General features: G+C 73.0%; 26 protein-coding genes. 18 read left to right on the top strand and 8 right to left on the bottom strand.

From position 1 onward, the window contains the following. The first annotated feature begins 469 nt into the window (after nt 1-469). The 6 genes from ACZ7H1_RS21805 to ACZ7H1_RS21780 all read left to right on the top strand — a co-directional run bounded on the left by ACZ7H1_RS21805 (nt 470) and on the right by ACZ7H1_RS21780 (nt 6771). On the top strand, nt 470-793 hold the full coding sequence (locus ACZ7H1_RS21805) for an integration host factor, actinobacterial type (protein ID WP_226733467.1): 324 nt from the start codon (nt 470-472) through the stop codon (nt 791-793). A gap of 61 nt (nt 794-854) precedes the next feature. Continuing rightward, a complete protein-coding gene (gmk, locus tag ACZ7H1_RS21800; protein ID WP_470788818.1) occupies nt 855-1418 on the top strand; it encodes a guanylate kinase in 564 nt (187 codons plus the stop codon). Between the two features lie 28 nt (nt 1419-1446). After that, nucleotides 1447-1719, top strand: coding sequence for a DNA-directed RNA polymerase subunit omega (gene rpoZ, locus ACZ7H1_RS21795; protein ID WP_004948662.1), 273 nt, complete (start codon nt 1447-1449; stop codon nt 1717-1719). Between the two features lie 131 nt (nt 1720-1850). Then, on the top strand, nt 1851-3071 hold the full coding sequence (gene coaBC, locus ACZ7H1_RS21790; RefSeq protein ID WP_470788816.1) for a bifunctional phosphopantothenoylcysteine decarboxylase/phosphopantothenate--cysteine ligase CoaBC: 1221 nt from the start codon (nt 1851-1853) through the stop codon (nt 3069-3071). Nucleotides 3072-3336: 265 nt separating this feature from the next. Beyond that, nucleotides 3337-4545, top strand: coding sequence for a methionine adenosyltransferase (gene metK, locus ACZ7H1_RS21785; RefSeq protein WP_470788814.1), 1209 nt, complete (start codon nt 3337-3339; stop codon nt 4543-4545). A gap of 90 nt (nt 4546-4635) precedes the next feature. Further along, nucleotides 4636-6771 (top strand): primosomal protein N', encoded by a 2136-nt coding sequence (locus ACZ7H1_RS21780; RefSeq protein WP_470788812.1) that lies wholly within the window; start codon nt 4636-4638, stop codon nt 6769-6771. A 113-nt stretch (nt 6772-6884) separates the two neighbouring features. Here the strand turns inward: ACZ7H1_RS21780 and ACZ7H1_RS21775 are convergent, their stop codons facing one another. Next, on the bottom strand, nt 6885-7421 hold the full coding sequence (locus ACZ7H1_RS21775) for a hypothetical protein (protein ID WP_470788810.1): 537 nt from the start codon (nt 7419-7421) through the stop codon (nt 6885-6887). A gap of 236 nt (nt 7422-7657) precedes the next feature. On the opposite strand from ACZ7H1_RS21775, the gene fmt reads away from it, so the two are divergent. From fmt to ACZ7H1_RS21745, 6 genes are all read left to right on the top strand, one after another. Then, nucleotides 7658-8602 carry a methionyl-tRNA formyltransferase gene (fmt, locus tag ACZ7H1_RS21770; protein WP_470788808.1) on the top strand — a complete coding sequence of 315 codons (945 nt, stop codon included), beginning with the start codon at nt 7658-7660 and terminating at the stop codon, nt 8600-8602. Nucleotides 8603-8718: 116 nt separating this feature from the next. Further along, nucleotides 8719-10182, top strand: coding sequence for an RsmB/NOP family class I SAM-dependent RNA methyltransferase (locus tag ACZ7H1_RS21765; RefSeq protein ID WP_470788806.1), 1464 nt, complete (start codon nt 8719-8721; stop codon nt 10180-10182). Nucleotides 10183-10231: 49 nt separating this feature from the next. Next, the gene (rpe, locus tag ACZ7H1_RS21760) at nt 10232-10918 is read left to right on the top strand and encodes a ribulose-phosphate 3-epimerase (RefSeq protein WP_470788804.1); all 687 of its coding nucleotides are present in this window, start codon (nt 10232-10234) and stop codon (nt 10916-10918) included. A gap of 112 nt (nt 10919-11030) precedes the next feature. Further along, entirely contained in the window at nt 11031-12086 is a 1056-nt protein-coding gene (locus tag ACZ7H1_RS21755) for a sugar-binding transcriptional regulator (RefSeq protein WP_470788802.1), read from the top strand. A gap of 73 nt (nt 12087-12159) precedes the next feature. Continuing rightward, a complete protein-coding gene (locus ACZ7H1_RS21750) occupies nt 12160-12642 on the top strand; it encodes a guanyl-specific ribonuclease (protein ID WP_470788800.1) in 483 nt (160 codons plus the stop codon). After that, a complete protein-coding gene (locus ACZ7H1_RS21745; RefSeq protein WP_470788798.1) occupies nt 12639-13046 on the top strand; it encodes a barstar family protein in 408 nt (135 codons plus the stop codon). The genes ACZ7H1_RS21750 and ACZ7H1_RS21745 overlap by 4 nt, the downstream gene beginning before the upstream one ends. A 55-nt stretch (nt 13047-13101) precedes the next feature. Here ACZ7H1_RS21745 and ACZ7H1_RS21740 read toward each other — a convergent pair whose 3' ends face one another. From ACZ7H1_RS21740 to ACZ7H1_RS21730, 3 genes are all read right to left on the bottom strand, one after another. After that, the gene (locus tag ACZ7H1_RS21740; RefSeq protein WP_470788796.1) at nt 13102-13566 is read right to left on the bottom strand and encodes a group II truncated hemoglobin; all 465 of its coding nucleotides are present in this window, start codon (nt 13564-13566) and stop codon (nt 13102-13104) included. Next, a complete protein-coding gene (locus tag ACZ7H1_RS21735) occupies nt 13563-13892 on the bottom strand; it encodes a putative quinol monooxygenase (RefSeq protein ID WP_470788795.1) in 330 nt (109 codons plus the stop codon). Before ACZ7H1_RS21735 ends, ACZ7H1_RS21740 begins: the two co-directional genes overlap by 4 nt. Nucleotides 13893-13963: 71 nt before the next feature. Beyond that, nucleotides 13964-14455 (bottom strand): hypothetical protein, encoded by a 492-nt coding sequence (locus tag ACZ7H1_RS21730; RefSeq protein ID WP_470788793.1) that lies wholly within the window; start codon nt 14453-14455, stop codon nt 13964-13966. Between the two features lie 166 nt (nt 14456-14621). Between ACZ7H1_RS21730 and ACZ7H1_RS21725 the strand changes: the two genes are divergently transcribed. Together ACZ7H1_RS21725 and ACZ7H1_RS21720 are read left to right on the top strand one after the other, a co-directional pair. Then, entirely contained in the window at nt 14622-15968 is a 1347-nt protein-coding gene (locus ACZ7H1_RS21725; protein ID WP_470788792.1) for an IS701 family transposase, read from the top strand. 145 nt (nt 15969-16113) lie between these two features. Next, nucleotides 16114-17556, top strand: a complete 1443-nt coding sequence (locus ACZ7H1_RS21720; RefSeq protein WP_470788790.1) for a GuaB1 family IMP dehydrogenase-related protein — start codon at nt 16114-16116, stop codon at nt 17554-17556. Between the two features lie 98 nt (nt 17557-17654). Here the strand turns inward: ACZ7H1_RS21720 and ACZ7H1_RS21715 are convergent, their stop codons facing one another. The 3 genes from ACZ7H1_RS21715 to ACZ7H1_RS21705 are packed head-to-tail and all read right to left on the bottom strand — an operon-like array spanning nt 17655 to nt 20688. Next, on the bottom strand, nt 17655-18707 hold the full coding sequence (locus ACZ7H1_RS21715; RefSeq protein WP_470788891.1) for a GDSL-type esterase/lipase family protein: 1053 nt from the start codon (nt 18705-18707) through the stop codon (nt 17655-17657). Between the two features lie 5 nt (nt 18708-18712). Beyond that, complete coding sequence (locus ACZ7H1_RS21710; RefSeq protein WP_470788789.1) at nt 18713-19561, bottom strand: SDR family NAD(P)-dependent oxidoreductase; 849 nt, start codon at nt 19559-19561, stop codon at nt 18713-18715. Beyond that, entirely contained in the window at nt 19558-20688 is a 1131-nt protein-coding gene (locus ACZ7H1_RS21705; RefSeq protein ID WP_470788787.1) for an LLM class flavin-dependent oxidoreductase, read from the bottom strand. The genes ACZ7H1_RS21710 and ACZ7H1_RS21705 overlap by 4 nt, the downstream gene beginning before the upstream one ends. A gap of 360 nt (nt 20689-21048) precedes the next feature. Here ACZ7H1_RS21705 and ACZ7H1_RS21700 point away from each other — a divergent pair, with 360 nt between their 5' ends. Both ACZ7H1_RS21700 and ACZ7H1_RS21695 read left to right on the top strand, forming a co-directional pair. After that, on the top strand, nt 21049-22518 hold the full coding sequence (locus tag ACZ7H1_RS21700; protein WP_470788785.1) for an amino acid permease: 1470 nt from the start codon (nt 21049-21051) through the stop codon (nt 22516-22518). 10 nt (nt 22519-22528) lie between these two features. Then, on the top strand, nt 22529-22984 hold the full coding sequence (locus ACZ7H1_RS21695) for an Lrp/AsnC family transcriptional regulator (RefSeq protein ID WP_352195102.1): 456 nt from the start codon (nt 22529-22531) through the stop codon (nt 22982-22984). A 66-nt stretch (nt 22985-23050) separates the two neighbouring features. Here the strand turns inward: ACZ7H1_RS21695 and ACZ7H1_RS21690 are convergent, their stop codons facing one another. Then, nucleotides 23051-23620, bottom strand: a complete 570-nt coding sequence (locus tag ACZ7H1_RS21690) for a Repetin (RefSeq protein ID WP_470788783.1) — start codon at nt 23618-23620, stop codon at nt 23051-23053. Between the two features lie 286 nt (nt 23621-23906). On the opposite strand from ACZ7H1_RS21690, the gene ACZ7H1_RS21685 reads away from it, so the two are divergent. Beyond that, a complete protein-coding gene (locus tag ACZ7H1_RS21685; protein WP_470788781.1) occupies nt 23907-24704 on the top strand; it encodes a carbon-nitrogen hydrolase family protein in 798 nt (265 codons plus the stop codon). Between the two features lie 44 nt (nt 24705-24748). Beyond that, entirely contained in the window at nt 24749-26443 is a 1695-nt protein-coding gene (locus ACZ7H1_RS21680; RefSeq protein ID WP_470788779.1) for a flavin monoamine oxidase family protein, read from the top strand. Nucleotides 26444-26523: the final 80 nt, after the last annotated feature.

The following is a 26523-nucleotide window of genomic DNA, read 5'->3' as shown; positions in this document are numbered from 1 at the left end:
CCCCGCGGCCGGCCCTCCCGGGGGCCGGCCGCGGGGCCGGGCCGTCTCCCGCCCGCCGGTCCGGGAGTGACTTCCGTCACGAAAGGCGCCCGCGGGGGGCCGCGAGGGCCCGGACGGGGCCCCCGGGGGGCGCCGCAGATCATCGGCGACCTGCGCAATGCCCTTTCCGGGGCCGGTTCCGGTCCGTTCGCACACGCCGTCGGGCCCGGTCGTCGCACCGCTTGGCGAATTCCCCGGCCAAAACCGGGGTGATATGTCTGTGATGTACGGTTCAGTGGAGGCTGACCAGGACTTTTAGTCCGTTCTCGCTGACTGGAGCGGTCTAGGCCGCTAGTCTCCGACCCAGAGCGAACGTCACATCCGTGACGCGTCGCTCGTCCCCGGTGTGGGGTCGCGGCGTGCCGTCAGGCATCGCGGGGGCCCCTCGCCGGTCCGTATCCGACAGTTCGACATCCGAGGTGACGTAGGCGTGGCTCTTCCGCCCCTTACCCCTGAACAGCGCGCAGCCGCGCTCGAAAAGGCCGCCGCGGCTCGCCGGGAGCGGGCCGAGGTGAAGAATCGACTCAAGCACTCCGGCGCCTCCCTGCACGAGGTCATCAAGCAGGGCCAGGAGAACGACGTCATCGGGAAGATGAAGGTCTCCGCGCTCCTGGAGTCCCTGCCCGGCGTCGGCAAGGTGCGCGCCAAGCAGATCATGGAGCGCCTCGGCATCTCCGAGTCCCGCCGTGTGCGAGGTCTCGGTTCCAACCAGATCGCCTCCCTGGAGCGCGAGTTCGGCGGTGGCGGCGCCTGACGCGCCGCCTGAAGTTCGCCGTGTGTTCTCGGGCAGTCCCGAGAACCGGGATAATCGCTTCATGGCAGCAGAGGTTCGTCCGCGGCTGACCGTGCTCTCCGGCCCCTCCGGGGTGGGCAAGAGCACGGTCGTCGCGCATATGCGCAAGGTTCACCCCGAGGTGTGGCTCTCGGTGTCGGCCACCACCCGCAAGCCGCGGCCCGGTGAGCGGCACGGAGTCCACTACTTCTTCGTCACCGACGACGAGTTCGACAAGCTGATCGCCAACGGCGAGCTGCTGGAGTGGGCCGAGTTCGCGGGCAACCGCTACGGCACCCCCCGGAGCGCCGTGCTGGAGCGCCTGGAGAAGGGCGAGCCGGTGCTGCTGGAGATCGACCTCCAGGGCGCCCGGCTGGTCCGGGAGTCCATGCCGGAGGCACTCCTCGTGTTCCTCGCCCCGCCGAGCTGGGACGAACTGGTCCGCCGGCTCACCGGCCGCGGCACCGAGGCGCCCGACGTCATCGAGCGCCGCCTCGCGGCCGCCAAGGTCGAGCTCGCGGCCGAATCCGAGTTCGACACGACCCTGGTCAACACCTCCGTCGAGGACGTAGCACGCGAGCTGCTAGCCTTGATGGCAGTTGTTTGATCTTTTACCCATCTTCGGAAGGTAGAGCGTGTCCTCTTCCATCACCGCGCCCGAGGGCATCATCAACCCGCCGATCGACGAGCTGCTCGAGGCCACTGACTCGAAGTACAGCCTCGTGATCTACGCGGCCAAGCGCGCGCGTCAGATCAACGCGTACTACTCGCAGCTCGGTGAAGGCCTGCTGGAGTACGTCGGCCCCCTGGTGGACACCCACGTCCACGAGAAGCCGCTGTCGATCGCTCTGCGTGAGATCAACGCGGGTCTGCTGACCTCCGAGGCCATCGAGGCCCCGGCCCAGTAAGGCCGGCAGCAGGCGGAATTCTCGATCACGGGCCCGGCAGGAATCTGCCGGGCCTGTGGTGTGTCTGCGTTCAATGTGTCGTGTGTCATGCGTCGTGCGGCGCGGGTCGAGTCGAATTGCGGGGAGATGCAGTGGACAAGCCGAAGGTCGTCCTGGGCGTGAGCGGCGGGATCGCCGCCTACAAGGCCTGTGAGCTGCTGCGGCGGCTGACCGAGTCCGGTCACGACGTACGGGTGGTGCCCACGGCTTCCGCCCTGCACTTCGTCGGCGAGGCCACCTGGTCCGCCCTCTCCGGCCACCCCGCATCGACCGAGGTCTGGGAGACCGTGCACGAGGTCCCGCACGTCCGCATCGGCCAGGGCGCCGACCTGGTGGTGGTCGCACCCGCCACGGCCGACATGCTCGCCAAGGCCGCGCACGGCCTCGCGGACGACCTGCTCACGAACACCCTCCTCACCGCGCGCTGCCCCGTGGTCTTCGCGCCGGCCATGCACACGGAGATGTGGGAGCACCCCGCCACCCAGGAGAACGTCGCCACGCTGCGCCGCCGCGGCGCCGTCGTCATCGAGCCCGCCGTCGGCCGGCTCACCGGCGTCGACACCGGCAAGGGGCGGCTGCCCGACCCCGAGGAGATCTTCGAGGTCTGCCGCGGCGTCCTGCGCAGGCGGAGCCGGGGCCGCGGCCCGGTCCAGGAGCGCGACCTCGCCGGGCGGCACGTGGTCGTCAGCGCCGGCGGCACCCGCGAGCCCCTGGACCCGGTCCGGTTCCTCGGCAACCGCTCCTCCGGCAAGCAGGGGTACGCCCTGGCGCGCACGGCCGTCGCCCGCGGCGCCCGGGTCACGCTGGTCTCCGCCAACGCCGCCCTGCCCGACCCGGCGGGCGCCGACGTGGTCCGCGTCGGGACCGCCCTGCAGCTGCGCGAGGCCGTGCTCAAGGCCGCCGCGGACGCAGACGCCGTGGTCATGGCCGCGGCGGTCGCCGACTTCCGGCCCGCCGAGTACGCCGAAGGCAAGATCAAGAAGAAGGACGGACAGGAGCCGGCGCCGGTGGCCCTGGTACGCAATCCGGACATCCTTGCGGAGATCTCGGCCGACCGGCCCCGCCCCGGCCAGATCGTCGTCGGCTTCGCCGCCGAGACGGACGACGTCCTCGCCAACGGCTGGGCGAAGCTGAGGCGCAAGGGGTGCGACCTCCTCGTCGTGAACGAGGTAGGGGAGACCAAGACCTTTGGATCAGAGGAAAACGAAGCGGTGATCCTCGGTTCCGACGGCGCGGAAACCCCGATTCCCCATGGCCCGAAGGAGGCGCTCGCGGACGCCATCTGGGACCTCGTTTCGCCCCGGCTTTCCTGAAACTTGCCTGAATCGAACGGCGAGTTGGCCGAGTTGCCGCGGCATCCGCCCGTTGCGACGCGCGGTGCCCCGGTGGCTCTTGTTCGGCGCATTACGCGTGGGTCACAATGGAGTGCCGCAGGTCACAGCGCTCCCATCAGGCGAGACACGTGGTCCCGCGGTCGGCAGTGACCGATAAACTGAACGTGGAACCAGGCCGGGAGCAGCCTCCGGTACGGTGCCGACAAATGATCAGCCAGCAGCCGCTGCAACCCCAGGGAGCGATGTGTCCCGCCGCCTGTTCACCTCGGAGTCCGTGACCGAGGGCCACCCCGACAAGATCGCTGACCAGATCAGCGACACGATCCTCGACGCGCTTCTCCGCGAGGACCCGACCTCCCGCGTTGCCGTGGAGACCCTCATCACCACGGGTCTCGTACACATCGCGGGTGAGGTGACGACGAAGGCGTACGCGCCGATCGCCTCCCTCGTCCGCGAGAAGATCCTCGAGATCGGCTACGACTCCTCGAAGAAGGGCTTCGACGGCGCCTCCTGCGGCGTCTCCGAGTCCATCGGCGCGCAGTCCCCGGACATCGCCCAGGGTGTCGACACCGCGTACGAGAAGCGGGTCGAGGGCGACGAGGACGAGCTCGACAAGCAGGGCGCCGGCGACCAGGGCCTGATGTTCGGCTACGCGTGCGACGAGACGCCCGAGCTCATGCCCCTGCCGATCCACCTCGCGCACCGCCTCTCCCGGCGTCTGGCCGAGGTCCGCAAGAACGGGACCATCCCGTACCTGCGCCCCGACGGCAAGACCCAGGTCACCATCGAGTACGACGGTGACAAGGCCGTCCGCCTCGACACGGTCGTGGTCTCCTCGCAGCACGCGTCCGACATCGACCTCGACTCGCTGCTCGCGCCCGACATCCGCGAGTTCGTCGTCGAGCACGTGCTCAAGCAGCTCGTCGAGGACGGCATCAAGCTGGACACCGACGGCTACCGCCTGCTGGTCAACCCGACCGGGCGCTTCGAGATCGGCGGCCCGATGGGCGACGCCGGCCTCACCGGCCGCAAGATCATCATCGACACGTACGGCGGCATGGCCCGCCACGGCGGCGGTGCCTTCTCCGGCAAGGACCCGTCCAAGGTCGACCGCAGCGCCGCGTACGCCATGCGCTGGGTCGCCAAGAACGTCGTCGCCGCCGGCCTCGCCTCGCGCTGCGAGGTCCAGGTCGCGTACGCCATCGGCAAGGCCGAGCCCGTCGGCCTCTTCGTCGAGACCTTCGGCACCGAGAAGGTCGACGTCGCCAAGATCGAGCACGCCATCGGCGAGGTCTTCGACCTCCGCCCGGCCGCGATCATCCGCGACCTCGACCTGCTGCGCCCGATCTACGCGCAGACCGCCGCGTACGGCCACTTCGGCCGCGAGCTCCCCGACTTCACCTGGGAGCGCAAGGACCGCGTCGACGCCCTGCGCGCCGCCGCCGGCCTGTAGGACCGGCCGCACCACCCGAACGACGCGAACGGCCCCGGACCAGACGGTCCGGGGCCGTTCGCTGTCGGTGGCGTTTGGTAGAAATCACCTGTGAGCAGCGTGAACGGCCCCGACGAGCGGACCGGCGGGACCGAACCGGGTCCGGCGGGCCCGCCGGAGCAGCTCGCGCTGATCCGGGAGACGGTCCGCCAGGCCAAGGCCGCGCCCAAGGCCAAGCCGCGCACCTGGCGCGGGGCCGCCCTCGCCGAGCAGCTGCCCGTGGCTCGGATCCTCGTCAACAAGGGCGTCCTCCACCTGGACCAGCTCTGGGACTACGCCGTCCCGGCCGAGCTCGACGAGGCCGCCCAGCCCGGCGTCCGGGTCCGCGTCCGCTTCGGCGCCGGGGCCCACCACGTCCGCGAGGGCCGCCGCGAGGGCGGCGGCCTGATCGACGGCTTCCTGGTCGAGCGGCGGGCCGAGACCGACTACCACGGCCCCCTCGCCGCCCTCGCCCACGTCGTGTCCCCCGAAGCCGTGCTCAGCCCCCGCATGCTCGCCCTCGCCCGGGCCGTCGCCGACCGCTACGCCGGCAGCCTCGCCGACGTACTCCAGCTCGCCGTTCCGCCGCGCAACGCCCGCGCCGAGGCCAAGCCCTCGCCGGAGCCGCTGCCCCCGCCCCCCGCCCCGGAGCCCGGCGGCTGGGAGCGCTACCCCTCCGGGCCCGCCTTCCTGCGCGCCCTGGCGTCCGGGGCGAGCCCCCGGGCCGTGTGGACCGCCCTGCCCGGCCCCGGCTGGCCCGGTGAGCTCGCCCGCGCCATGGCCGCCGCCCTCGCCTCCGGGCGCGGCGCCCTCGCCGTGCTGCCCGACGGCAAGGCCGTCGCCCGGCTCGACGCCGCCCTCACCGAACTGCTCGGCGCTGGCCGGCACGCGGTGCTGACCGCCGAATCCGGACCGGAGAAGCGCTACCGGCAGTGGCTCGCGGTGCACCGCGGCTCGGTCCGGGCCGTGATCGGCACCCGCGCGGCCATGTTCGCCCCCGTCCGGGACCTGGGCCTGGTCGCGGTCTGGGACGACGGCGACTCCAGCCTCAGCGACGACAACGCCCCCTTCCCGCACGTCCGCGAGGTCCTGGAGCTGCGGTCGGCGCACGACGGCTGCGCCTTCCTGCTCGGGTCCACCTCCTGCACCGTGGAGGCCGCGCAGCTGGTGGAGTCGGGCTGGGCCCGCCCGCTGGCCGCCGACCGGGCGCAGGTGCGCGCCGCCGCGCCCCGGATCCGCACCGTCGGCGACGACGACTTCGCCCGGGACGGCGCGGCGCGCGCGGCCCGGCTGCCCAGCCTGGCCTGGGAGGCCGTGCGGGAAGGGCTCAAGACCGGCCCGGTGCTGGTCCAGGTGCCGCGGCGCGGCTACGTCCCCCGGCTGGCCTGCGAGCGCTGCCGCACCCCCGCCCGCTGCCGGCACTGCGCCGGGCCGCTGGAGGCCCCGGACGAGCGGGAGCTGTACTGCGGCTGGTGCGGCACGGCCGAGACGTCCTGGCACTGCGAGACCTGCGGCTCGGTGCGGCTGCGCGCGCAGGTCGTGGGCGCCCGCCGGACCGCCGAGGAGCTCGGGCGCGCCTTCCCGGCCGTTCCGGTGCGCACCTCGGGACGCGACCACGTCCTCGACTCGGTGCCCGACCGGCCCGCCCTGATCGTGTCCACGCCCGGTGCCGAACCGGTCGCCGAGGGCGCCGGGTACGCCGCCGCGCTGCTGCTGGACGGCTGGGCGATGCTGGGCCGGCCGGACCTGCGGGCCGCGGAGGAGGCGCTGCGCCGGTGGATCGGCGCCGCCTCGCTGGTCCGGGGCCAGGGCGCGGGCGGCACGGTCGTCATCGTCGCCGAGCCCACGCTGCGGCCCGTGCAGGCCCTGGTGCGCTGGGATCCGGTCGGGCACGCCGTGCGGGAGCTGGCCGAGCGGGCGGAGCTGGGATTCCCGCCGGTGTCGCGGATGGCCTCGGTGGCCGGGCGGGCCGAGGCGCTCGCGGAGTTCCTCGCGGCGGCCCGGCTGCCGGCGGACGCGCAGGTGCTGGGGCCGGTGCCGCTGCCCGAGCGGCGCGGTGCGGAGCCGGGGGAGCGGGCCCTGATCCGGGTGCCGCCCGGCAGCGGGGCCGCACTGGCCGCCGCGCTCAAGGCGGCCCAGGCCGCCCGGCTGGCCCGGGGCCCGGCCGACCCGGTACGGGTGCGGATCGACCCGCTCGACATCGGCTGAGCCCCGCGGCGACCGGCGGGTCCCGGCCCGCCCCCGGACAGGGAACTGCCCTGCAGGGAGGGGAAGGCCCTGCAGGGCAGTGTTCTCCGGGCGCGGAGCGTGCCGCCGGCAGGTCAGCCGGTGCGCGGTCCGGGGAAGGCCCCGGCGCGGGCCGGGGCGGCCTCCTCGCGCAGGGCCTGGCTGCCCGAGGTCGGCTGGGGCGGCATCGACCGGGCCGCGGGCACGGACGGCATGCCCAGCGTGCGCGTGGTCGTGCCCTCCGCCAGCGGCTCGGCCTCGGCCGTGGCCGCTCCCGTGGCGCCGGCCCGGCGGGCGCCGTAGCGGCGGTGGACGGCCTGCTTGGTCACACCGAGCGCGGAGCCCACCGCGTCCCACGAGAATCCGAGCGAACGGTCGAAGTCGACCGCGGCGGTCACCAGCGTCTCCACGCTGTCCCGCAGCTCCTGCGCGAGGCGGACGGTCGGCGCGGGGGCCCGGCCGTACACGACGAAGCCCGTGGAGGGGCCGGAGCGGCGCGGACGGTAGACGTTGCCGAGCTGGGCGGTGAGGGTACGAAGCGCATCCACCTGCCGGCGGACCCGCTCGATGTCCCGCACCAGTAGATGCAGGCTGGCCCGCGCTTGGGCGTCGTGGGTGGCGTGGTCGGCCATTTACAAGCCTCTCGAACCGGCGTCGAAACGGACGGGCCGCGGCGCAATGCGACCCCTTTCGGTCAATCTCACTTGACCAACGCTCGATGCGGCGATGTGGTCACGCTGTGGGGGCGCGTCGGCATATGCGAGAGGCGCGCGGGTGTCCGTACGCCCCCCGGGTGAGAGCGGGCCCCGCGGCCCCTAGACTGGGACGCTGCTTGTCGCAGCCGCCGAGATAGCGAGGTAAGACACCGGTGAAGCTCGTCTTCGCAGGCACCCCCGAGGTGGCCGTTCCCGCCCTGGACGCCCTGATCGCCTCCGGGCGGCACGAGGTCGCCGCCGTGGTCACGCGGCCCGACGCCCCGGCCGGCCGCGGCCGTCGGCTGTTCGCGAGCCCCGTCGCGGAACGGGCCGAGGAGGCGGGCATCGAGGTGCTCAAGCCGGCCCGCCCGCGCGACCCCGCCTTCCTCGCCCGGCTCGCCGAGATCGCCCCGGACTGCTGCCCCGTGGTCGCGTACGGCGCGCTGATCCCGAAGTCCGCCCTGGACATCCCCGCCCACGGCTGGGTCAACCTGCACTTCTCGCTGCTGCCCGCCTGGCGCGGCGCCGCACCCGTGCAGCACGCGATCATGGCGGGCGACGAGATGACCGGTGCGTCGACCTTCCGCATCGACGAGGGCCTGGACACCGGCCCGGTCTACGGCGTGCTCACCGAGCACGTACGGCCGACGGACACCAGCGGCGACCTGCTCACCCGCCTCGCCTTCGCGGGCGCCGGACTGCTCGCCGCCACCATGGACGGCATCGAGGACGGCACCCTGCGGGCCGAGCCGCAGCCCGCCGACGGCGTCTCCCACGCCCCCAAGATCACCGTCGAGGACGCGCTCGTCGACTGGACGGCCCCGGCGCTGCGCGCCGACCGGATCGTCCGCGGCTGCACGCCCGCCCCCGGCGCCTGGACGGTCTTCCGCGGCGAGCGCCTCAAGCTCATCCAGACGGCCCTGGTGCCCGAGCGCGCGGACCTCGCACCCGGCGAGCTCGGCCCCGGCAAGAACCACGTCCACGTCGGCACCGGATCCCACGCCGTCGAACTGCTCTGGGTGCAGCCGCAGGGCAAGAAGCCGATGAAGGGCGCCGACTGGGCCCGCGGCGTGCGGATCGCCCCCGGCGAGCGGCTCGGCGCGGCCGACGTACGCTGAAAGGGTTCGCCCCCGGCTCACCCGCCCCACCTGCCCGACCTGTCTGACCTGCCCTTACGGGGCAGCCCCCTTCTTCACCGCACGTCGTCACCTTTCATCAGCGGAGCACCTTTCACGTGACCGAACAGCCTCGTCGCCGTCCTGCCGCCAAGCCGGCCAAGCCCTACCGGCGACCCCAGAAGGACCCCGTGCGGATCCTCGCCTTCGAGGCGCTGCGGGCGGTCGACGAGCGCGATGCGTACGCCAACCTCGTCCTGCCCCCGCTGCTGCGCAAGGCACGCGAGGCCGCCGAGGCCAAGGGCGGCCGCTTCGAGGCCCGGGACGCGGCCCTGGCCACCGAGCTGGTCTACGGCACGCTGCGCCGCCAGGGCACGTACGACGCGATCATCTCGGCGTGCGTGGACCGTCCGCTGCGCGAGGTGGACCCGCCGGTGCTCGACGTCCTCTCGCTCGGCGCCCACCAGCTGCTCGGCACCCGGATCCCCAGCCACGCGGCGGTCTCCGCCAGCGTGGAGCTGGCCCGCGTGGTGCTCGGCGACGGACGTGCCAAGTTCGTGAACGCCGTACTCCGCAAGATCGCCGCCAAGGACCTCGAGGGCTGGCTGGAGCAGGTCGCACCGCCGTACGAGGACGACGCCGAGAACCACCTCGCCGTGGTCCACTCCCACCCGCGCTGGGTCGTCTCCGCCCTCTGGGACTCCCTCGGCGGCGGCCGTGCCGGCATCGAGGACCTCCTCGAAGCGGACAACGAACGCCCCGAGGTCACCCTGGTCGCCCGCCCCGGGCGCACCACCCCCGAGGAGCTGCTCGCCGCGGTCGGCGAGGACTCCGCCCTGCCGGGCCGCTGGTCGCCGTACGCCGTCCGGCTCGCCGAGGGCGGCGAGCCCGGAGCCATCGAGGCGGTGCGCGACGGGCGCGCCGGAGTCCAGGACGAGGGCAGCCAGCTGGTCGCCGCCGCGCTGGCGCTGGCACCCCTGGAGGGCCGGGACGAGCGCTGGCTCGACGGCTGCGCCGGCCCCGGCGGCAAGGCGGCCCTGCTCGGCGCGCTCGCCGCACAGCGCGGAGCCTTCCTGCTCGCCTCCGAGAAGCAGCCGCACCGCGCCCGGCTCGTCGAACGCGCCCTGGCCGGCAACCCCGGCCCGTACCAGGTCATCGCCGCCGACGGGACCCGCCCGCCGTGGCTGCCCGGGTCCTTCGACCGGGTCCTGATGGACGTGCCGTGCACGGGCCTGGGGGCCCTGCGCCGCCGCCCCGAGGCCCGGTGGCGCCGCAGGCCCGAGGACCTGGACGGCTTCTCGCCGCTCCAGCGGGCCCTGCTGCGCGAGGCCCTGTCGGCCGTGCGCGTCGGCGGTGTCGTCGGATACGCCACCTGCTCCCCGCACCTGGCCGAGACCCGGGTGGTCGTGGAGGACGTACTGAAGGGCCGGGGCGGCGGCGAGCCGGTCTCGGCGGAGTGGATCGACGCCCGGCCGCTGCTCCCCGGAGTGCCGGCGCTGGGCGACGGCCCGGACGTCCAGCTGTGGCCGCATCTGCACGGTACCGACGCCATGTACCTGGCGCTGCTGCGCCGGACCGCCTGAGGGCACCCCGCCCCGCCGGGAGGGGCGCCGCTCATGGCACGCTTGGGGCATGGCCGTTCAGATCAATCCCAGCATCCTGTCCGCGGACTTCGCCCGGCTCGCCGAGGAGGCGAAGGCGGTCGAGGGTGCCGACTGGCTCCATGTCGACGTCATGGACAACCACTTCGTCCCCAACCTGACCCTCGGCGTGCCGATCGTCGAGTCGCTCAGCCGCGCCACGGACATCCCGCTGGACCTGCATCTGATGATCGCGGACCCGGACCGCTGGGCCCCGCAGTACGTCGAGGCGGGGGCCGGATCGGTCACCTTCCACGCCGAGGCCGCCGGTGCCCCGGTGCGGCTGGCGCGGGAGATCCGCTCCCTGGGTGCGCGCGCCTCCATGGCGCTCAAGCCCGCCACGCCCATCGAGCAGTACGAGGACATCCTCCCCGAGCTCGACATGCTGCTGATCATGACGGTCGAGCCGGGCTTCGGCGGCCAGCCGTTCCTGGACGTCATGCTGCCGAAGATCCGCCGTACCCGTGAGCTGATCGCCAAGCACGGTCTGGAGCTGTGGCTGCAGGTCGACGGCGGGGTCTCGGCCACGACGATCGAGCGGTGCGCCGAGGCCGGAGCGGACGTCTTCGTCGCGGGCAGCGCGGTGTACGGCGCCGTGGACCCGGCCGCCGCCGTCCGCACCCTGCGCGAGCAGGCGGGCGCGGCGATCGCCGCGGCGCCCTGGGCGTGCGACCACTGACCGACCGCTGACCGACCACAGAAGAAGGCTCGGTGAACAGCTCGATGAACGGGAGCTGTCCGGGCTGATCAACGGCCGCCGGATCTGACAGGATGAACGGCGAGTCGAGAGTGTGAACAGCAGTGAGGAGATCGCGGTGTCTGGTGTGTCGGCGGGTCGGTCAGCCCTGCGGATGGGACCCGCGGAGCTGGTGCAGGCGGCGGCCATGGCCCGCCGCTTCTACCTGGAGGGGAAGTCCAAGATCCAGATCGCCGAGGAGTTCGGCGTGAGCCGCTTCAAGGTGGCCAGGGTCCTCGAGACCGCCCTGGAGCGCGATCTCGTACGGATCGAGATCCGGGTGCCCGCCGAGCTCGACGCGGAGCGCTCCGACGCACTGCGCGCCCGGTACGGCTTGCGGCACGCGGTCGTGGTCGAGTCCCCGGCCGACGCGGCCGAGGACGCCCCGGACCCGGAGAACCTGGGCGCGGTCGCCGCCGACCTGCTGGGCGAGCTGGTCAACGAGGGCGACGTGCTGGGCCTGGCCTGGGGGCGCTCGACGATCCACATGGCGGCGGCCCTGCACCGGCTGCCGCCGTGCACCGTCGTCCAGCTGACCGGCGTGTACGACGCGGGGACCGCCGAGCGCGGCTCCGTGGAGGCCGTGCGCCGGGCCGCCCAGGTCTCGGGCGGCGACGCGCACCCCATCTACGCCCCGATGCTGCTGCCCGACCCGGCCACGGCCGCCGCGCTGCGCAACCAGACCGGCATCGCCCGCGCCTTCGAGTACTTCGACAAGGTGACCGTCGCCGCCGTGTCCATCGGCTCCTGGGAGCCGGGCATCTCCACGGTCCACGACATGCTGACGGACGACGAGCGGGCCCACTACGCCTCGCTCGGCGTCGCCGCCGAGATGTCCGCGCACCTCTTCGACAAGGACGGCCGCCGGGTCGGCCGCGACCTCGGCGAGCGCTGCATCACCGTGGAGGCCGACCGGCTGCGCCGGATCCCCGAGGTGGTGGCCATCGCCGGCGGCCTGCGCAAGGCCTCCGCGATCGGCGCGGTGCTGCGCTCCGGGCTGGTCACCAGCCTGGTGACGGACACGGCCGTCGCCGACTACCTGCTCACCGAGTCGGCCCCGGGGCTGCGGCCGGCGCTGGACCGGGCGGACCCTGACACCGACGCGGCCTGACCGGCCGGGCCGCCCGGTCGGCCCACCGCGCGGGGATTCGCGTACAAAACGGATATTTGACAGCATCGGCGGCATGATCCTCCGGAACGCGTCCTCGCATCTGCGCCGTCTCGTGAGGGCTGTGGGGGCCGTCGGGGCACTGTTCCTCTGCGTCGCCCTGGTGGGCGCCGCCGCCGGATGCGCGGGCGGGAAGAGCGCCGCCCCCGGCACCGCCGCCCCGGCCTCGGCCCCCGCGGCCGCCTCGCCCGCCGCCACGGCCGCCCCCGGCTGGGCGAAGGGCATGCCGGCCGTCCCGGTCGCCGAACTGCCCCCGCAGGCCCGGGACACCCTGCTGCTCATCGACCGCGGCGGGCCCTTTCCGTACCGCCAGGACGGCACGGTCTTCGGGAACTTCGAGAAGCTGCTGCCCCGTCAGAAGCGCGGCTACTACCACGAATACACCGTGCGCACCCCGGGGGAGCGCGACCGCGGGGCGCGCCGGATCGTGACCGGGCGCGGCGGCGAGATCTACTACACGGACGACCACTACAACTCGTTCAAGGCGGTTCTCCGATGACCCTGGACCCCCAGCCGCTGGCCCCCGCCGTGGCGGCCGCCCGGGACGCGGGCCGGACCGTGATCGTCCTGGGCCTGGACGGCGTACGGACGAAGGCCGCGCTCATGGAGCGGTGCGCCCGGGAACTCGCGCTGCCGGACCGGTTCGGGCGCAACTGGGACGCGCTCGCCGACGTGCTCACCGAGACCGGCTGGTACCCCGACGGCGCGGGGCGCGTGCTGCTCGCCGTCACCCACTGGCGCGGGTACGCGCGGGCCCGGCCGGGGGACTGGGAGACCTTCCGGGAGGTGCTGGAAGGCGCCGCGGACTACTGGGACGCGGCCGAGTCCGCGGCGGAGGGCGGCCTGTCCGTGCTGCTGGCGCAGGAGGATCCGCCGCCCGCGGCCCGCCGCCGCACCGCCTGACGCGACGGTGCCGGGGGCGGACGCGGGCCGGCGCCCGGGTCCCGGGCGGGGCGGATCAGGCCCCGGGCTGCCACGGGGGCGTACGGCCCCAGGACCACACCGGGACGTCCGCCGCGTCCACCGGGGGCGGGTTCGGCCCCGAATAGATCAGCGCCATCCTCGTGCCCCATTCGATGTAGTACGCGAAGACGCCGCGGAACTCCGGGTCCGCCGGCAGCCCGACCTCGTCCGCCGTGTCCATCAGCAGGTCCACCCAGCGGCGGCGCTGCTGCTCGGTGATGCCGCGGCCCAGGTGGCGGGAGGCCATGTGCGCGTGGCCGCCGTGGTGCCCGGTGTAGGCGGCCGGACCGCCGAACACCTCGCCGAGCCAGCGCGCCACGTGCCGCGGGTGCCCCGGATCCATGCCGGCGAAGACCGGGCGCAGGACGTCGTCCTGCAGGACGTGCCCGTAGAAGGCGTCGGCGAGGCGGTCCAGGGCCTCCTCGCCGCCCATCCACTCGTAGATCGTGGGTGTGCTCACTGCCGTCCGGCCGCCTTCCCGACGCCCGTCACGTCCGTGGTCGTGTAGTGCTGCATTTCCTCGATGGCCGCCACGTACGTCTTGATCGCGTCGAAGAAGGGCGGGAACTGCCCGCCCTTGCGGAAGCCCTGGAGGTGGTCCGCGACCGAGGTCCAGCGGATCCGCAGGACGTACCGCTCGGGCTCCTCCTCGCAGCGGGCGAGTTCGTAGTCGATGCACTCGGTGGCGGCCGCCAGCGACTCCGCGGCCCGGCGGTAGGAGTCCTCGAAGGCCTGCTGGTCGGACAGTGCGATCCGGTAGCGGATGTACTCGACGGTCGTGGTCATGTGCTGCCTCTCCCTGTGCCGGCTGTCGCAGCCACCCTCCCGGCACCGGGGCGGCGCGTCAGCGGATCCGGTCAATCCGAGCCGGACTCCCGGGAATCGGGGCCCCGGTCGCGGACCCGCCCGACGTGTTCGAGGGATGCGCGCAGCTCTGCCAGCCAGTCGTCGGTGTTGCGGCCGACCAGGCGCACGCACCACGCGAGCGCGTCCGCCCGGCTGCGGGCCACGCCGCCGGCGACCAGGGTGTCCAGCACCTGGCGCTCCGACTGGCGCAGCCGGGTCATCACCGGCACCGCGAGGTGGGTGAAGAGCGTGCGCTCCGACCCGCTCTCCACCCCCCAGGCGACCTTCCGGCGGTAGAGCTGCTCGGCCTCGCGGGCCACCTCGATACGGCGGGCGCGGGTGCGCTCGCGGAACTCCCCCACCGCCTCGTCGGCCGGTATGCGCCCGATGACGGTGATCTCCTCGCGGTCGACCACCACCTCCACCAGCGTTTCGTAGACGTCTTCCGGCAGGCGGCCGGCGAACCAGCCGCGGAGCTCTTCACGCTGTTCGGCTGTAATCATGTAATCAACGTTGCACCCGCGGGCCCGGTGATCGCAAGGGGCGGAGCGCACGCGGACGCGTGGCGGCGCGAAACGACGACTTCAGGAAGTCGCCGCGCGCGCCTGCGGCCCGTGTGACCGGTCAAGTAGGGTATTTGCCCGGGGCAGTTGGGCGGGGGAGGCGCAGATGGCTCGCGGAGTCCTGCCGGAGGGGTCCACCAGGGAAGTCTCCGAAGCGATCGACGTGCTGATCTCCCTGTTCTTCGAGTCCTTACCCCGGCGGGACCAGCGGAACTGGGCCCGCGTCTACCTGAACGGACTCGTCTCCGCCACCGGCAAGAAGACGATCCGCAACATCGCCGGCTCCGGCCCCGGATCCGTCGAACAGAGCCTCCAGCAGTTCATCAGCAAGTCGCCGTGGGACTGGACCCCGGTGCGCCGGGCCCTGGCCCGCCACCTCGAAGCCACCGCCCGGCAGCCCCTGGCCTGGGTGGTCCGGCCCCTGGTCATCGAGAAGGCGGGGGACCGCTCCGTCGGGGTCGGCCGGCAGTTCGTCCCCCAGCTCGGCCGCACCGCCAACTGCCAGCAGGCCAACGGCATCTGGCTCGCCTCGAGCGAAGCCGGATTCCCCGTCGAATGGAGCCTCGCGCTCCCCGGCGCCTGGACCACCGAGCTGCTGCGCCGCCGGGCCGGCATCCCCGACACCGCCCGCTCCCTGACGCCCGCCCAGGACGCCGTCCAGGCCGTCCGGCGGATGGCCGCCGGCTGGGAGCTCCAGCGCAGGCCCGTGGTCATGGAGGTCTGCAACGCGGAGTTCCTGCCCTGCGTCGAGGCCTTCGCCCTCCAGGACATCCCGTTCGTCCTCAAGGTCGGCGGCTCCCTGCGCGTGGCCTTCGGCGGCCCTTCCGGCGCGGACCGCCACGCGCCCGAAGGGCCCCGTACGCCCGGCACCCGCACGTACGGGGCCCATGCGCCCGGGGCCCGAACGCCCGCAGCCCCGGCGGGGCTGCCGACGGGCGCACTCCCCAAGGCCGGGCTGCGCACCGCGTCCGCCCGCGAGGTCATCGACTCCCTGCGCTCGCAGCGCCGCGTCGTCGAATGGACCCGGCACGGCTGCGCCGAGGGCGCCGTGACCCTGCTGACCTCGGCCGCCGTCCTCCCCGCCCCCTGCGACGAGCGGACCGGGTCCGCCGCCCCGCTGCTGCTCCTCGGCGCCTGGACCGAGTCCTCCCTGCTGCCCACGGAATTCTGGATCACCAACATCGGCGACCGCCCGCTCGCCCAGCTCTTCCTGCTCGCCAAGCTCACCGACCGGGTCGCGCTCGACTTCGCGGAGATCTGCGAGCCGGTCGGCATCCGCGACTTCGAGGGCCGCTCCTTCCGCGGCTGGCACCACCACGCCACCCTCGCGAGCGTCGCGCACGCGGCCACCCTGTTGGCCGCCCGCCCCCGGGCCGCCGCGCCCGCCGCCGCGGCCCCGCCGAACGGCCTGCGCACGCCGTTCCACCCCCGCAGCAGGCCTTTGGTCCCGTAGGAACGGACCACCCGGCCCGGTATGTCCTGGACGATCGTCCCGGGCGGCACACCGGGCCGGACGTGGGAGAATGAAGTACGTGCGTTTTCCCCGGCTTCTGCCGGGGCGACCTGGGTTACCTCCGACCGACTGGGATGTTCAGCACGTGCGTTTCCTCAATGACCTGAAGCCGCCGTACGACCTGACGTACGACGACGTATTCATGGTGCCGAGCCGCTCTGCGGTGGGTTCCCGGCAGGGTGTCGACCTCTCCTCGCCCGACGGCACCGGCACCACCATCCCGCTCGTGGTCGCGAACATGACCGCCATCGCGGGCCGCCGGATGGCCGAGACCGTCGCCCGCCGCGGCGGCATGGTCGTCATCCCGCAGGACATCCCGATCGAGGTCGTCACCGACGTCATCTCCGGGGTCAAGACCCGCCACCTCGTGCTCGACACCCCGATCACCCTGGCGCCCACGCAGACCGTCGCCGACGCCCTCTCGCTGCTGCCCAAGCGGGCGCACGGAGCCGGCGTCGTCGTCGACGCGGAGCAGCGCCCGATCGGCGTCGTCACCGAGCACGACCTCTCCGGAGTGGACCGCTTCACGCAGCTCTCCGAGGTCATGTCGAAGGAGCTCCTGCTCCTCGACGCCGACATCGACCCCCGCGAGGCCTTCAACCGCCTCGACGCCGGGCACCGCAAGCTCGCGCCCGCGGTGGACGGGGACGGCCGGCTCGTCGGCATCCTCACCCGCAAGGGTGCGCTGCGCGCGACCCTCTACACCCCGGCGACCGACGCCGCCGGCAAGCTGCGCATCGCCGCCGCCGTCGGCATCAACGGCGACTTCGTGGCCAAGGCCAAGCAGCTGCTCGACGCGGGCGTGGACACCATCGTCATCGACACCGCGCACGGCCACCAGGAGTCGATGATCACCGCGATCAAGGCCGTGCGGGCCCTCGACCCGCAGGTCCCGATCGTCGCGGGCAACATCGTCGCCGCCGAGGGCGTCAAGGACCTCATCGACGCCGGCGCGGACATCATCAAGGTCGGTGTGGGCCCCGGCGCCATGTGCACCACCCGCATGATGACCGGCGTGGGCCGCCCGCAGTTCTCCGCGGTGCTGGAGTGCGCGGCCGAGGCCAAGAAGTACGGCAAGCACGTGTGGGCCGACGGCGGTGTCCGCCACCCGCGCGACGTCGCCATGGCGCTCGCCGCCGGTGCGTCCAACGTGATGATCGGCTCGTGGTTCGCCGGTACGTACGAGTCCCCGGGCGACCTCCAGCAGGCCGCCGACGGCCGCCTGTACAAGGAGTCCTTCGGCATGGCCTCCGCCCGCGCGGTGCGCAACCGCACCAGCGAGGAGTCCGCCTACGACCGCGCCCGCAAGGCGCTGTTCGAGGAGGGCATCTCCACCTCGCGGATGTTCCTCGACCCGCAGCGCCCGGGCGTCGAGGACCTGATCGACTCGATCATCGCCGGTGTCCGCTCCTCCTGCACCTACGCCGGTGCGGGCTCGCTGGCCGAGTTCGAGGAGAAGGCCGTCGTCGGCATCCAGTCCGCGGCGGGCTACGCCGAGGGCAAGCCGCTGCACGCCAGCTGGAGCTAGTACCCGTTACCGGGCCCGCCAGGGCCCGTCCCGCGGCCCCCGCGTCCCCGTACTCCGGTACGGGCGGAAGCGGGGGCCGCGGGCGTGCCGGGCGGGTTTCAGGGGTACGCGGGCGCGAACCCCTCCTTGCGCAGGGACTCCGCGACGGCCGTGCCCAGTGCGGCGTGCCCGGCGTCGTTGGGGTGCAGCCCGTCCGCGAGGTGCTCCGGGCCGAGCACGGGCAGCCCCGGCAGCAGGGCCAGGCGCCGGTCCCCGGCCAGGATCCGGTCGCGTACCGCCCGCTCCATCGCCGCCCGCAGCTCCGCGAGCGTGGCGCCCAGCCGGTTCGGCGTCGCTTCGGCGTCCGGCCGGACGACGGGGGAGACCAGCAGCAGCGGGGTCTCGGGATGGCCCTGGCGGACCAGGTCGAGGAAGGTCCGCGTGGTCTCGTACAGCAGCGGTACCGAGTAGGGAATGCGAGACCAGCAGTTGGTGCCGAACGCCAGGGTGATCAGGTCGGCCGGGAGCGTGGCCAGCTGCTCGGCCGTGGGGAGCTCCCCGCGCGCCGCGCCGGCGTAGCCGAGGTTCACCGTGTCCAGGCCGAGCGCCCGGCCCGCGACCGCGGGCCAGCCGTGGGCCGGGCGGGTCGACCACCACCCCTCCGTGATCGAGTCGCCGTGCACCACCCAGCGCGGCGTGGGCGGCGCGGGCAGCAGCGGGCCGCCCAGCCCGCGCAGGCCGAGGATCAGCGGGGACTGGGTTTCCGGCGGGTGGACCGTGTACGGCCCCCGGCCCGGCGGCAGGGCGATGCGCACGACGGATTCCTCCGCCGGCTCCGTGAACAGCTCCCGCAGCATGCCGTGGCGGTTCCACAGGGCAAAGACGTGCGCCAGGTCCCGCAGGGCGTCGGTCGGCCCGGGCACGGTCGCGCGGTAGCGGATCTCCACCGCCCGGGTGCCCGGCCCGGCGTCGAACTCCAGCCGGACGCCTATCGGCAGGGTCGCGCGCTCGCCGGTGTCCCACGGCAGCCGCATGGAGTCCGCCGGGTCGGCCCGGACCACCCGGCCGCCCTCCAGCCAGGCCACCCCGCGCAGGAAGGGGAGCGGATCGAGCCAGCCGTCCCGGCCCTCCCCGCCGGCTCTGCCGTCCCGGTCGTCCCGGCCCTCGCGCACTGCGCTCAACGCTCGCCTCCGATCGTCGGATACGGGAACTTCACTCCCACGCCGCCGTCCACCACCAAGGTCTGCCCAGAGATGTACGCCGCCATGGGTGAGGAGAGGAAAAGGAGCACGGAGGCGATGTCGGACGGCTCCGCGACCCGGCCCAGCGGGGCGTTGGCGGCGTTGCGGGCCCGGCCCCCGGCGCCGAGCAGCGCGCCGACCCGGGGTGTCCACACCACCCCCGGTGCGACGGCGTTGACCCGTATCCCGCGCGGGCCGAGCTCGACCGCCGCCGAGCGGACCAGGGAGACGAGGGCGGCCTTCGCGGCGCCGTACGCGGCGTGCAGCGGCGCGGCCGTCAGCCCGGAGACGGAGGCGACGAAGGCGAGGGTGCCGCCGCCGGCGGCCGCCAGGGCCGCGCCGCCGTACTGGACGGTCAGCCAGGCGTGCCGCAGCACGATGTCGAAGTGCCAGTCCCAGGCCTCGTCGTCGAGCTCGTCGAGGGCGGCGTAGCGGGCCATGCCGACGATGTCGACGACGCCGTCCGGCGGGCCGCCGAGCAGGCCGGGAGCGGCGGCGAAGAGCTCGCGTACGGCCGCGCGCCCGGTGACGTCCGCGCGGTACGCGACCCCGCCGGTCTCGGCGGCCACGGCCCCGGCCCGCGGCCCGTCGAGGTCCACGCACAGCACCCGGGCCCCGGCCGCGGCGAGTGCGTGGGCGCTCTGCCGGCCGATGCCGTTGCCCGCGCCGAGCAGGACGAAGCGCCGGCCGTCGAGGCGGTGGAGGCGGGCGTAGTCGGGCACGGGGGAGGTGTCGGGCTCCGCCGGTCCGGGGCCGGCGGCGGGGCCGCCTGCGGGCGCGCTCACCGAGGGGTCCGGTCCGGGCGGGGCTCGTACCGTGCCAGTTCGGGGATGACCTCCTTGCCGAGGACCTCCAGGGTGCGCAGGATCTCCCGGTGCTCCAGGTACCCCCACTGGACGTAGCAGATCAGCTGGTCCACGCCGAGGTCGGCGTACCGCTTGGCCTTGCGGACGATCGTCTCCGCGTCGCCGATGAGGATCATGTCCCCGTCGTCGAACTCCCTTACCGGGACGGCGCCTTCGAGGATCGGCCGCAGCAGCGGGAAGGCGCGGTCGCGCTCGTCGGGGGAGAGGTGGGGGAGCTCCCAGTCGAGGGTGAACCGGGCGAGGTTGCCGTACCACCAGGCGACCGAGTCCCAGACGCGGGCGGACGGAGCGGTCCGCGGCCCGGTCGCGTGGACCAGCGTGTAGGCCGCGACCCGGTCGGTGGTGACGTCCGTCAGCGGGGACGGGGTGCGGCCCGCCGCGCGGTACGCCGTGATCTGCCGGGCCATCTCCGCCAGCGGTTGCATGATCGAGAAGGACAGCAGTCCGAGGCCGGCGGCCCCCGCGACCTGCGCCGATCCCGGCGAGGTGGCGGCCATCCAGGCCGGCGGGTGCGGATCCTGGACGGGCTTGGGGGTGACCATGCGGCGGGGGAAGGAGAAGCGCGGGGATGCGTAGGCGAAGTACTCCTCGCGCCACATGTCGGTGACGATCCCGATCGCCTCGCGCCAGTCGTCCCGCGAGCGCTCGCGGTCGACGCCGAACGCCGCCTGCTCCATGGGCGTGGAGCGGCCGGTGCCCCACTCCACGCGGCCGCCCGAGAGCACGTCCACGGCGGCGACCTTCTCCGCGATGCGCTGCGGGGGAGTGAAGCCGAAGGGGGTGAGGGTCACTCCGAAGCCGAGGCGGATCCGCTCCGTCAGCGCCGCGAGGTGGCCGAGCAGGACCTCGGGGGCGGGGCAGTGCGAGCGGCCCTCGCGGAAGTGGTGCTCGACCGCCCAGACGGTCCGGAAGCCCATCCGGTCGGCCAGCCGGATCTGCTCGACGGCCTCGCGGTAGGCGCGCTGCTCGGCCGCCCGCTGGCCGTGCGGATGGGGTCCGTGCCAGGGCCTCGGCACGTCGATCTCGTAGAGCACGTCCAGGTCCACGGCAGCCTCCCGAGAGCCTTGCGTCGGTGGTCGGGGCGGGCGCACAGTGCGGCAGATCTGACGAACTGTCAAGGGTCTCCGGAGGCGGTAGCGGAGAGTGAGTGCGCATTGATCGATCGCTCTCGTGCAACAAACAACCATCTCGGGCAGATGCGCGCAATGATCGTGCGCCATTGTGCAAAGATGGTGCATTACGGGCGGGAACCCCCAGCTCGTAGGCTCACTCGCTGTACGTGGAGTGGTGCGACTGCCTGCTCGGCGGTCCCCGGCATGCTCCTGCTCTGATTCAGGTCCGCCCTGCTCCGGATTCGCCGCGGTCGACGCCACCCCACTCCCCCCGCAGCGACAAGGAGTCCCCCCGTGCTGGACAACGGCCAGGCGCCGCCCCTCACCAAGCCTGCGCGCACCGGCAGCCCCCTCATGCGGCGCAAGCCGGTGGAGCTGCTCGTCGCCGAGGGCGGCCAGGGCGAGGGCGGTGCGCTCAAGCGCTCCCTCACCATGTGGCAGCTGACGATGATCAGCATCGGCGCGACCCTGGGCACCGGCATCTTCGTCGTGCTCGGCGAGGCCACCCCGGTCGCCGGCCCGGCCGTCTGGATCGCCTTCATCGTCGCGGGCCTCACCGCGCTCTTCTCGGCCCTGTCCTACGCGGAGCTGGCCGGCTCCATACCCGTCTCCGGGTCCTCGTACTCGTACTCGTACGCCACCATGGGCGAGCTCGTCGCCTGGGTCTGCGGCTGGTGCCTGGTGCTCGAGTACGGCGTCTCCGTCGCGGCCGTGGCCGTCGGCTGGGGCCAGTACCTGAACGAGCTGCTGGACGGCACCATCGGGCTGACCATCCCCGAGACCTTCTCCGCCCCGCTGGGCGAGGGCGGCTACATCAACCTGCCGGCCCTCGTCGTGGTCATGCTGTCCATGGTGTTCCTGCTCCGCGGCGCCCGTGAGAGCGCGCGGGTGAACTCGATCATGGTGGGCGTCAAGATCGTCACCCTGGTGCTGTTCTGCGTCATCGGCTTCATGGGCATCAAGGCCGGCAACTACACCCCGCTCGCCCCGCTCGGCGTCACCGCGATCAGCACCGCCGCCTCCATGCTCTTCTTCTCGTACATCGGCTTCGACGCCGCCTCCACGGCCGGCGAGGAAGCCAAGAACCCGAAGAAGGACCTGCCCCGCGCGATCATGCTCTCGCTGCTGATCGTCACCGTGCTGTACTGCCTCGTCGCGTTCGTCGCCGTCGGCGCCATGCCGTGGGAGAAGTTCGAGGGCAGCGAGGCCGCCCTGGCGCAGATCATGGAAGACGTCACCGGCCACAGCTTCTGGAGCGTCGTCCTCGCCGCCGGCGCCGTCGTCGCCATCGCGAGCGTCGTCTTCGCCGTGCTGTACGGCCAGACCCGCATCCTCTTCGCGATGGCCCGCGACGGCCTGATCCCCAAGGTCTTCGCCAAGGTCGACCCCAAGACCGGCACCCCGCGCGCCAACACGATCATCGTCTGCCTCTTCTGCGGAATCCTCGCCGCGACCATTCCGCTCAGCGAGCTCGCCAACGCCACCAGCATCGGCACCCTCTTCGCGTTCGGCCTGGTCAACATCGCCGTGGTGATCCTGCGCTACAAGCGCCCCGACATGAACCGCACCTTCAAGGTCGCGCTCTTCCCGGTCACCCCCATCCTGGGCTTCGTCTTCTGCGGCTACCTGATGACCAAGCTGCCCCTCGCCACCTGGCTGGCCTTCGGTGGCTGGATGGCCGCCGGGTTCGTGATCTACTTCTTCTACGGCATGCGCCGCTCCAGCCTGGCCACTGTGGCCGCCGAGGCCACTGAACAGAAGTGATCCGCCCGCTTTGCGACTGAACGATCTCGACGAACGCATCGTCCACGCCCTCGCCGAGGACGCCCGCCGGTCCTACGCCGACATCGGCTCCGAGGTCGGCCTGTCCGCGCCCGCCGTCAAGCGGCGCGTGGACCGGCTCAGGGCGGAAGGCGCCATCACCGGATTCACCGTCCGGGTCGACCCCGCCGCCATGGGCTGGGAGACCGAGGGCTTCATCGAGATCTACTGCCGCCACAACACCTCGCCGGACGACATCCGGCGAGGTCTGGAGCGGTACCCCGAGGTGGTGTCCGCGTCGACCGTCACCGGCGACGCGGACGCCCTCGTCCAGATCTTCGCCTCGGACATGAGGCACTTCGAACGGGTCCTGGAACGGATCGCCGGCGAGCCGTTCGTGGAGCGCACCAAGTCCGTCCTGGTGCTCTCCCCCCTGCTCAGGCGCTTCACCTCCGGCGCGCCCGGCTAGCCGGTCCCGGGCCCTGTCTCGCCGACGGGACACCCGCCCACGGGCCACCCAGGGCCACCTCCGCGATCAGCCCCGCGGGTACTCCGGGTGCCACGGCAGCACCCGGAAGTCGCCCGTGCCCGCCTTCGTCCGCTCGAACGGCGCCGAGCTGGTGCACGGCGGCACGTCGTGGGCCGTCGGGTCGTTCGTGGCCGCCCAGCTGTACCCGAGCCGGTCGCGCTTGCCGTCGTCCGTCACGGAGATGCCCACGCGCTTGCCCTTCGAGGGGCCGAGCACGCCGTCCGAGCGGGTGACGATCCCACTGACCACGGCGGTCCTGCCGCCCGTCATCAGGCAGTCGACCCGCACGTCCGCCGAGCCGCCCCAGTCCGACCCCGGCACGTAGTGGCTGAAGCGGAAGGTGCCCGTGGCGGCGTTCGGATTCCTGTTGTCCTTCGCCGCGAGGTGCGCGTCGAAGGTGAACGTGATGTCGTCCCCGGCCGGGCGGTACAGCTTCGCCGTACCGGTCAGCGCCGCCGCCTCGCGCGGCCCGCCGCGGTCCGGCGCCTGCTCCCCCGAAGCGAGGGCGGAGCCGGCCGCCCCCGCGGTCAGCAGCAGCGCGAGGCACACGGCAGAGGTCTTGGTGCGGAGGTTCATCACGGGCCCTTTCGGCAGGTCGGCGGGGGCGTTCCCCGGTGACTCCCACTCTCGTGGCCGGGCCCCCGCCGGGCGTCACACCGAGGTACGGACCGCCTCCGCCGCGTGGCGGTCCCCGGGTACTCCTCCGGGCTGACGAGGGGCACGCAACAAATCGCCGTCCGGCGTGCATAACGCGCAACGAATCGTTCAGCGGCGTGCAATGGTCGCGCCTTGTCCGGGCCGAAGAGCGCACCGTACGGTCTAAAGGTCCCCCAGGAACCCCCTTTCGCCTCAGAGGTCGCTCATGCCCCAGCTGCGCACCGCCCTTCTTCAGAGCTCCGGACGGCTCGGCGACGTCGCCGAGAACCTGAAGGTGCTCGAAGAGGCCGCCGAGCGTGCCGCGGGCGCCGGAGCCGGCCTCCTCGTCGCCCCGGAGATGTTCCTGACCGGGTACGCGATCGGCGAGGACGTGCCGAAGCTGGCCGAGGCGAGCGACGGGATGTCCGCGCGGGCCATCGGCGAGATCGCCCGCCGTCACGGCGTGGCCGTGCTCTACGGCTACCCGGAGCGCGAGGGCGAGGCCGTGTACAACTCGGCGCAGCTCATCGGCCCCGACGGGACCTCGCTGGCGAACTACCGCAAGACCCATCTCTTCGGCTGCTTCGAGCAGGACAGCTTCGTCCCCGGCGACGTGCCGGTGGTCCAGGCCGAGCTCGGCGGACTGCGGGTCGGGATCATGATCTGCTACGACGTCGAGTTCCCGGAGAACGTCCGCGCCCACGCGCTGGCCGGTACGGACCTGCTGCTGGTGCCGACCGCACAGATGCACCCGTTCCAGTTCGTCGCCGAGCACCTCGTCCCGGTACGGGCCTTCGAGAGCCAGATGTACGTCGCGTACGTCAACCGGACCGGCCCGGAGGGGGAGTTCGAGTTCGTCGGCCTGAGCTGCCTGGCCAGTCCCGACGGAGTCACCCGGACCCGCGCCGGACGCGGGGAGGAAATGGTGTTCGGCGAGGTGGACCCGGAGCTGCTCGCCGCTTCGCGCGAGAACAACCCGTACCTCCGCGACCGCCGCCCCGGCCTCTACGCCTCGCTCGTCTGACCCCCTCCGCTTCAGCACCCCTGCCCGCAAGGAGCCGTACCCCCATGACGTCCACGGTCCCCACCGCCGTCCCGCACGCCGACGGCCAGCCGCCGATCACGATGTTCGGCCCGGACTTCCCGTACGCGTACGACGACTTCCTCGCGCACCCCGCGGGCCTCGGGCAGATACCCGCGACCGAGCACGGCGCCGAGGTCGCGGTCATCGGCGGCGGCCTGTCCGGCATAATCTCGGCGTACGAGCTCATGAAGATGGGCCTCAAGCCCGTCGTCTACGAGGCGGACCAGATCGGCGGACGGCTGCGGACCGTCGGCTTCGAGGGCGCCGGCACCGAGGAACTGACCGCGGAGATGGGCGCCATGCGCTTCCCGCCGTCCTCGACCGCGCTCCAGCACTACATCGACCTCGTCGGCCTGAAGACGGAGCCCTTCCCGAACCCGCTGGCCGAGGCCACCCCCTCGACGGTCGTGGACCTCAAGGGCGAGACGCACTACGCCGAGACCATCGCCGACCTCCCGCAGGTCTACCGCGACGTCGCCGACGCGTGGAACGCCTGCCTCGACGAGGGCGCCGACTTCTCCGACATGAACACCGCGATGCGCGAGCGGGACGTCCCGCGCATCCGCGAGATCTGGGCGAAGCTCGTCGAGAAGCTCGACGACGAGACCTTCTACGGGTTCCTCTGCAAGTCGGAGGCCTTCAAGTCCTTCCGCCACCGGGAGATCTTCGGCCAGGTCGGCTTCGGCACCGGCGGCTGGGACACCGACTTCCCGAACTCCATCCTGGAGATCCTCCGCGTCGTCTACACCGAGGCCGACGACCACCACCGCGGCATCGTGGGCGGCTCGCAGCAGCTGCCGCTGCGCCTGTGGGAGCGCGAGCCCGAGAAGATCGTGCACTGGGCCCCGGGCACGTCCCTGTCCTCGCTGCACGACGGCACCCCGCGCCCGGCCGTGACCCGTCTGCACCGCACCGCGGGCAACCGCATCACGGTCACCGACGCCTCCGGCGACATCCGCACGTACCGCGCGGCGATCTTCACCGCGCAGTCCTGGATGCTGCTGTCCAAGATCGCGTGCGACGACTCGCTCTTCCCGATCGACCACTGGACGGCGATGGAGCGCACCCACTACATGGAGAGCTCGAAGCTCTTCGTGCCGGTGGACCGGCCGTTCTGGCTGGACAAGGACGAGCAGACCGGCCGCGACACCATGTCGATGACGCTGACCGACCGGATGACCCGCGGCACGTACCTGCTGGACAACGGCCCGGACAAGCCGGCCGTGATCTGCCTGTCGTACACCTGGTGCGACGACAGCCTGAAGTGGCTGCCGCTGTCCGCGAACGAGCGGATGGAGGTCATGCTGAAGTCGCTCGGCGAGATCTACCCGAACGTCGACATCCGCCGCCACATCATCGGCAACCCGGTGACCGTGTCGTGGGAGAACGAGCCGTACTTCATGGGCGCGTTCAAGGCGAACCTGCCGGGGCACTACCGCTACCAGCGCCGCCTGTTCACCCACTTCATGCAGGACCGGCTGCCCGAGGACAAGCGGGGCATCTTCCTCGCGGGCGACGACATCTCCTGGACGGCCGGCTGGGCCGAGGGCGCCGTGCAGACCGCGCTGAACGCCGTGTGGGGCGTCATGCACCACTTCGGTGGCGAGACGGACGCGACGAACCGGGGCCCCGGCGACCTGTACGACGAGATCGCGCCGGTCGAACTCCCCGAGGACTGATCACCCGGTCCCCCCGAACCCGGGCCGCCGCCGTGCGCATGGAGCCTGCACGGCGGCGGCCCGTTCTCATGCCCGGGCGC

The organism is Streptomyces sp. NPDC037401, assembly GCF_055602345.1.
Note: the sequence above shows the minus strand (reverse complement) of the source record. Positions and strands in the feature narration are given on the sequence as shown.

Bases quoted from the DNA above. Each gene is read 5' to 3' on its own strand.
- gmk (WP_470788818.1), top strand. From the start codon at position 855: ATGGCAGCAGAGGTTCGTCCGCGGCTGACCGTGCTCTCCGGCCCCTCC.
- ACZ7H1_RS21775 (WP_470788810.1), bottom strand. From the start codon at position 7,421: ATGGCCGACCACGCCACCCACGACGCCCAAGCGCGGGCCAGCCTGCAT.
- rpe (WP_470788804.1), top strand. From the start codon at position 10,232: ATGGCCGTTCAGATCAATCCCAGCATCCTGTCCGCGGACTTCGCCCGG.
- ACZ7H1_RS21750 (WP_470788800.1), top strand. From the start codon at position 12,160: ATGATCCTCCGGAACGCGTCCTCGCATCTGCGCCGTCTCGTGAGGGCT.
- ACZ7H1_RS21745 (WP_470788798.1), top strand. From the start codon at position 12,639: ATGACCCTGGACCCCCAGCCGCTGGCCCCCGCCGTGGCGGCCGCCCGG.
- ACZ7H1_RS21735 (WP_470788795.1), bottom strand. From the start codon at position 13,892: ATGACCACGACCGTCGAGTACATCCGCTACCGGATCGCACTGTCCGAC.
- ACZ7H1_RS21730 (WP_470788793.1), bottom strand. From the start codon at position 14,455: ATGATTACAGCCGAACAGCGTGAAGAGCTCCGCGGCTGGTTCGCCGGC.
- ACZ7H1_RS21725 (WP_470788792.1), top strand. From the start codon at position 14,622: ATGGCTCGCGGAGTCCTGCCGGAGGGGTCCACCAGGGAAGTCTCCGAA.
- ACZ7H1_RS21690 (WP_470788783.1), bottom strand. From the start codon at position 23,620: ATGAACCTCCGCACCAAGACCTCTGCCGTGTGCCTCGCGCTGCTGCTG.
- ACZ7H1_RS21685 (WP_470788781.1), top strand. From the start codon at position 23,907: ATGCCCCAGCTGCGCACCGCCCTTCTTCAGAGCTCCGGACGGCTCGGC.
- ACZ7H1_RS21680 (WP_470788779.1), top strand. From the start codon at position 24,749: ATGACGTCCACGGTCCCCACCGCCGTCCCGCACGCCGACGGCCAGCCG.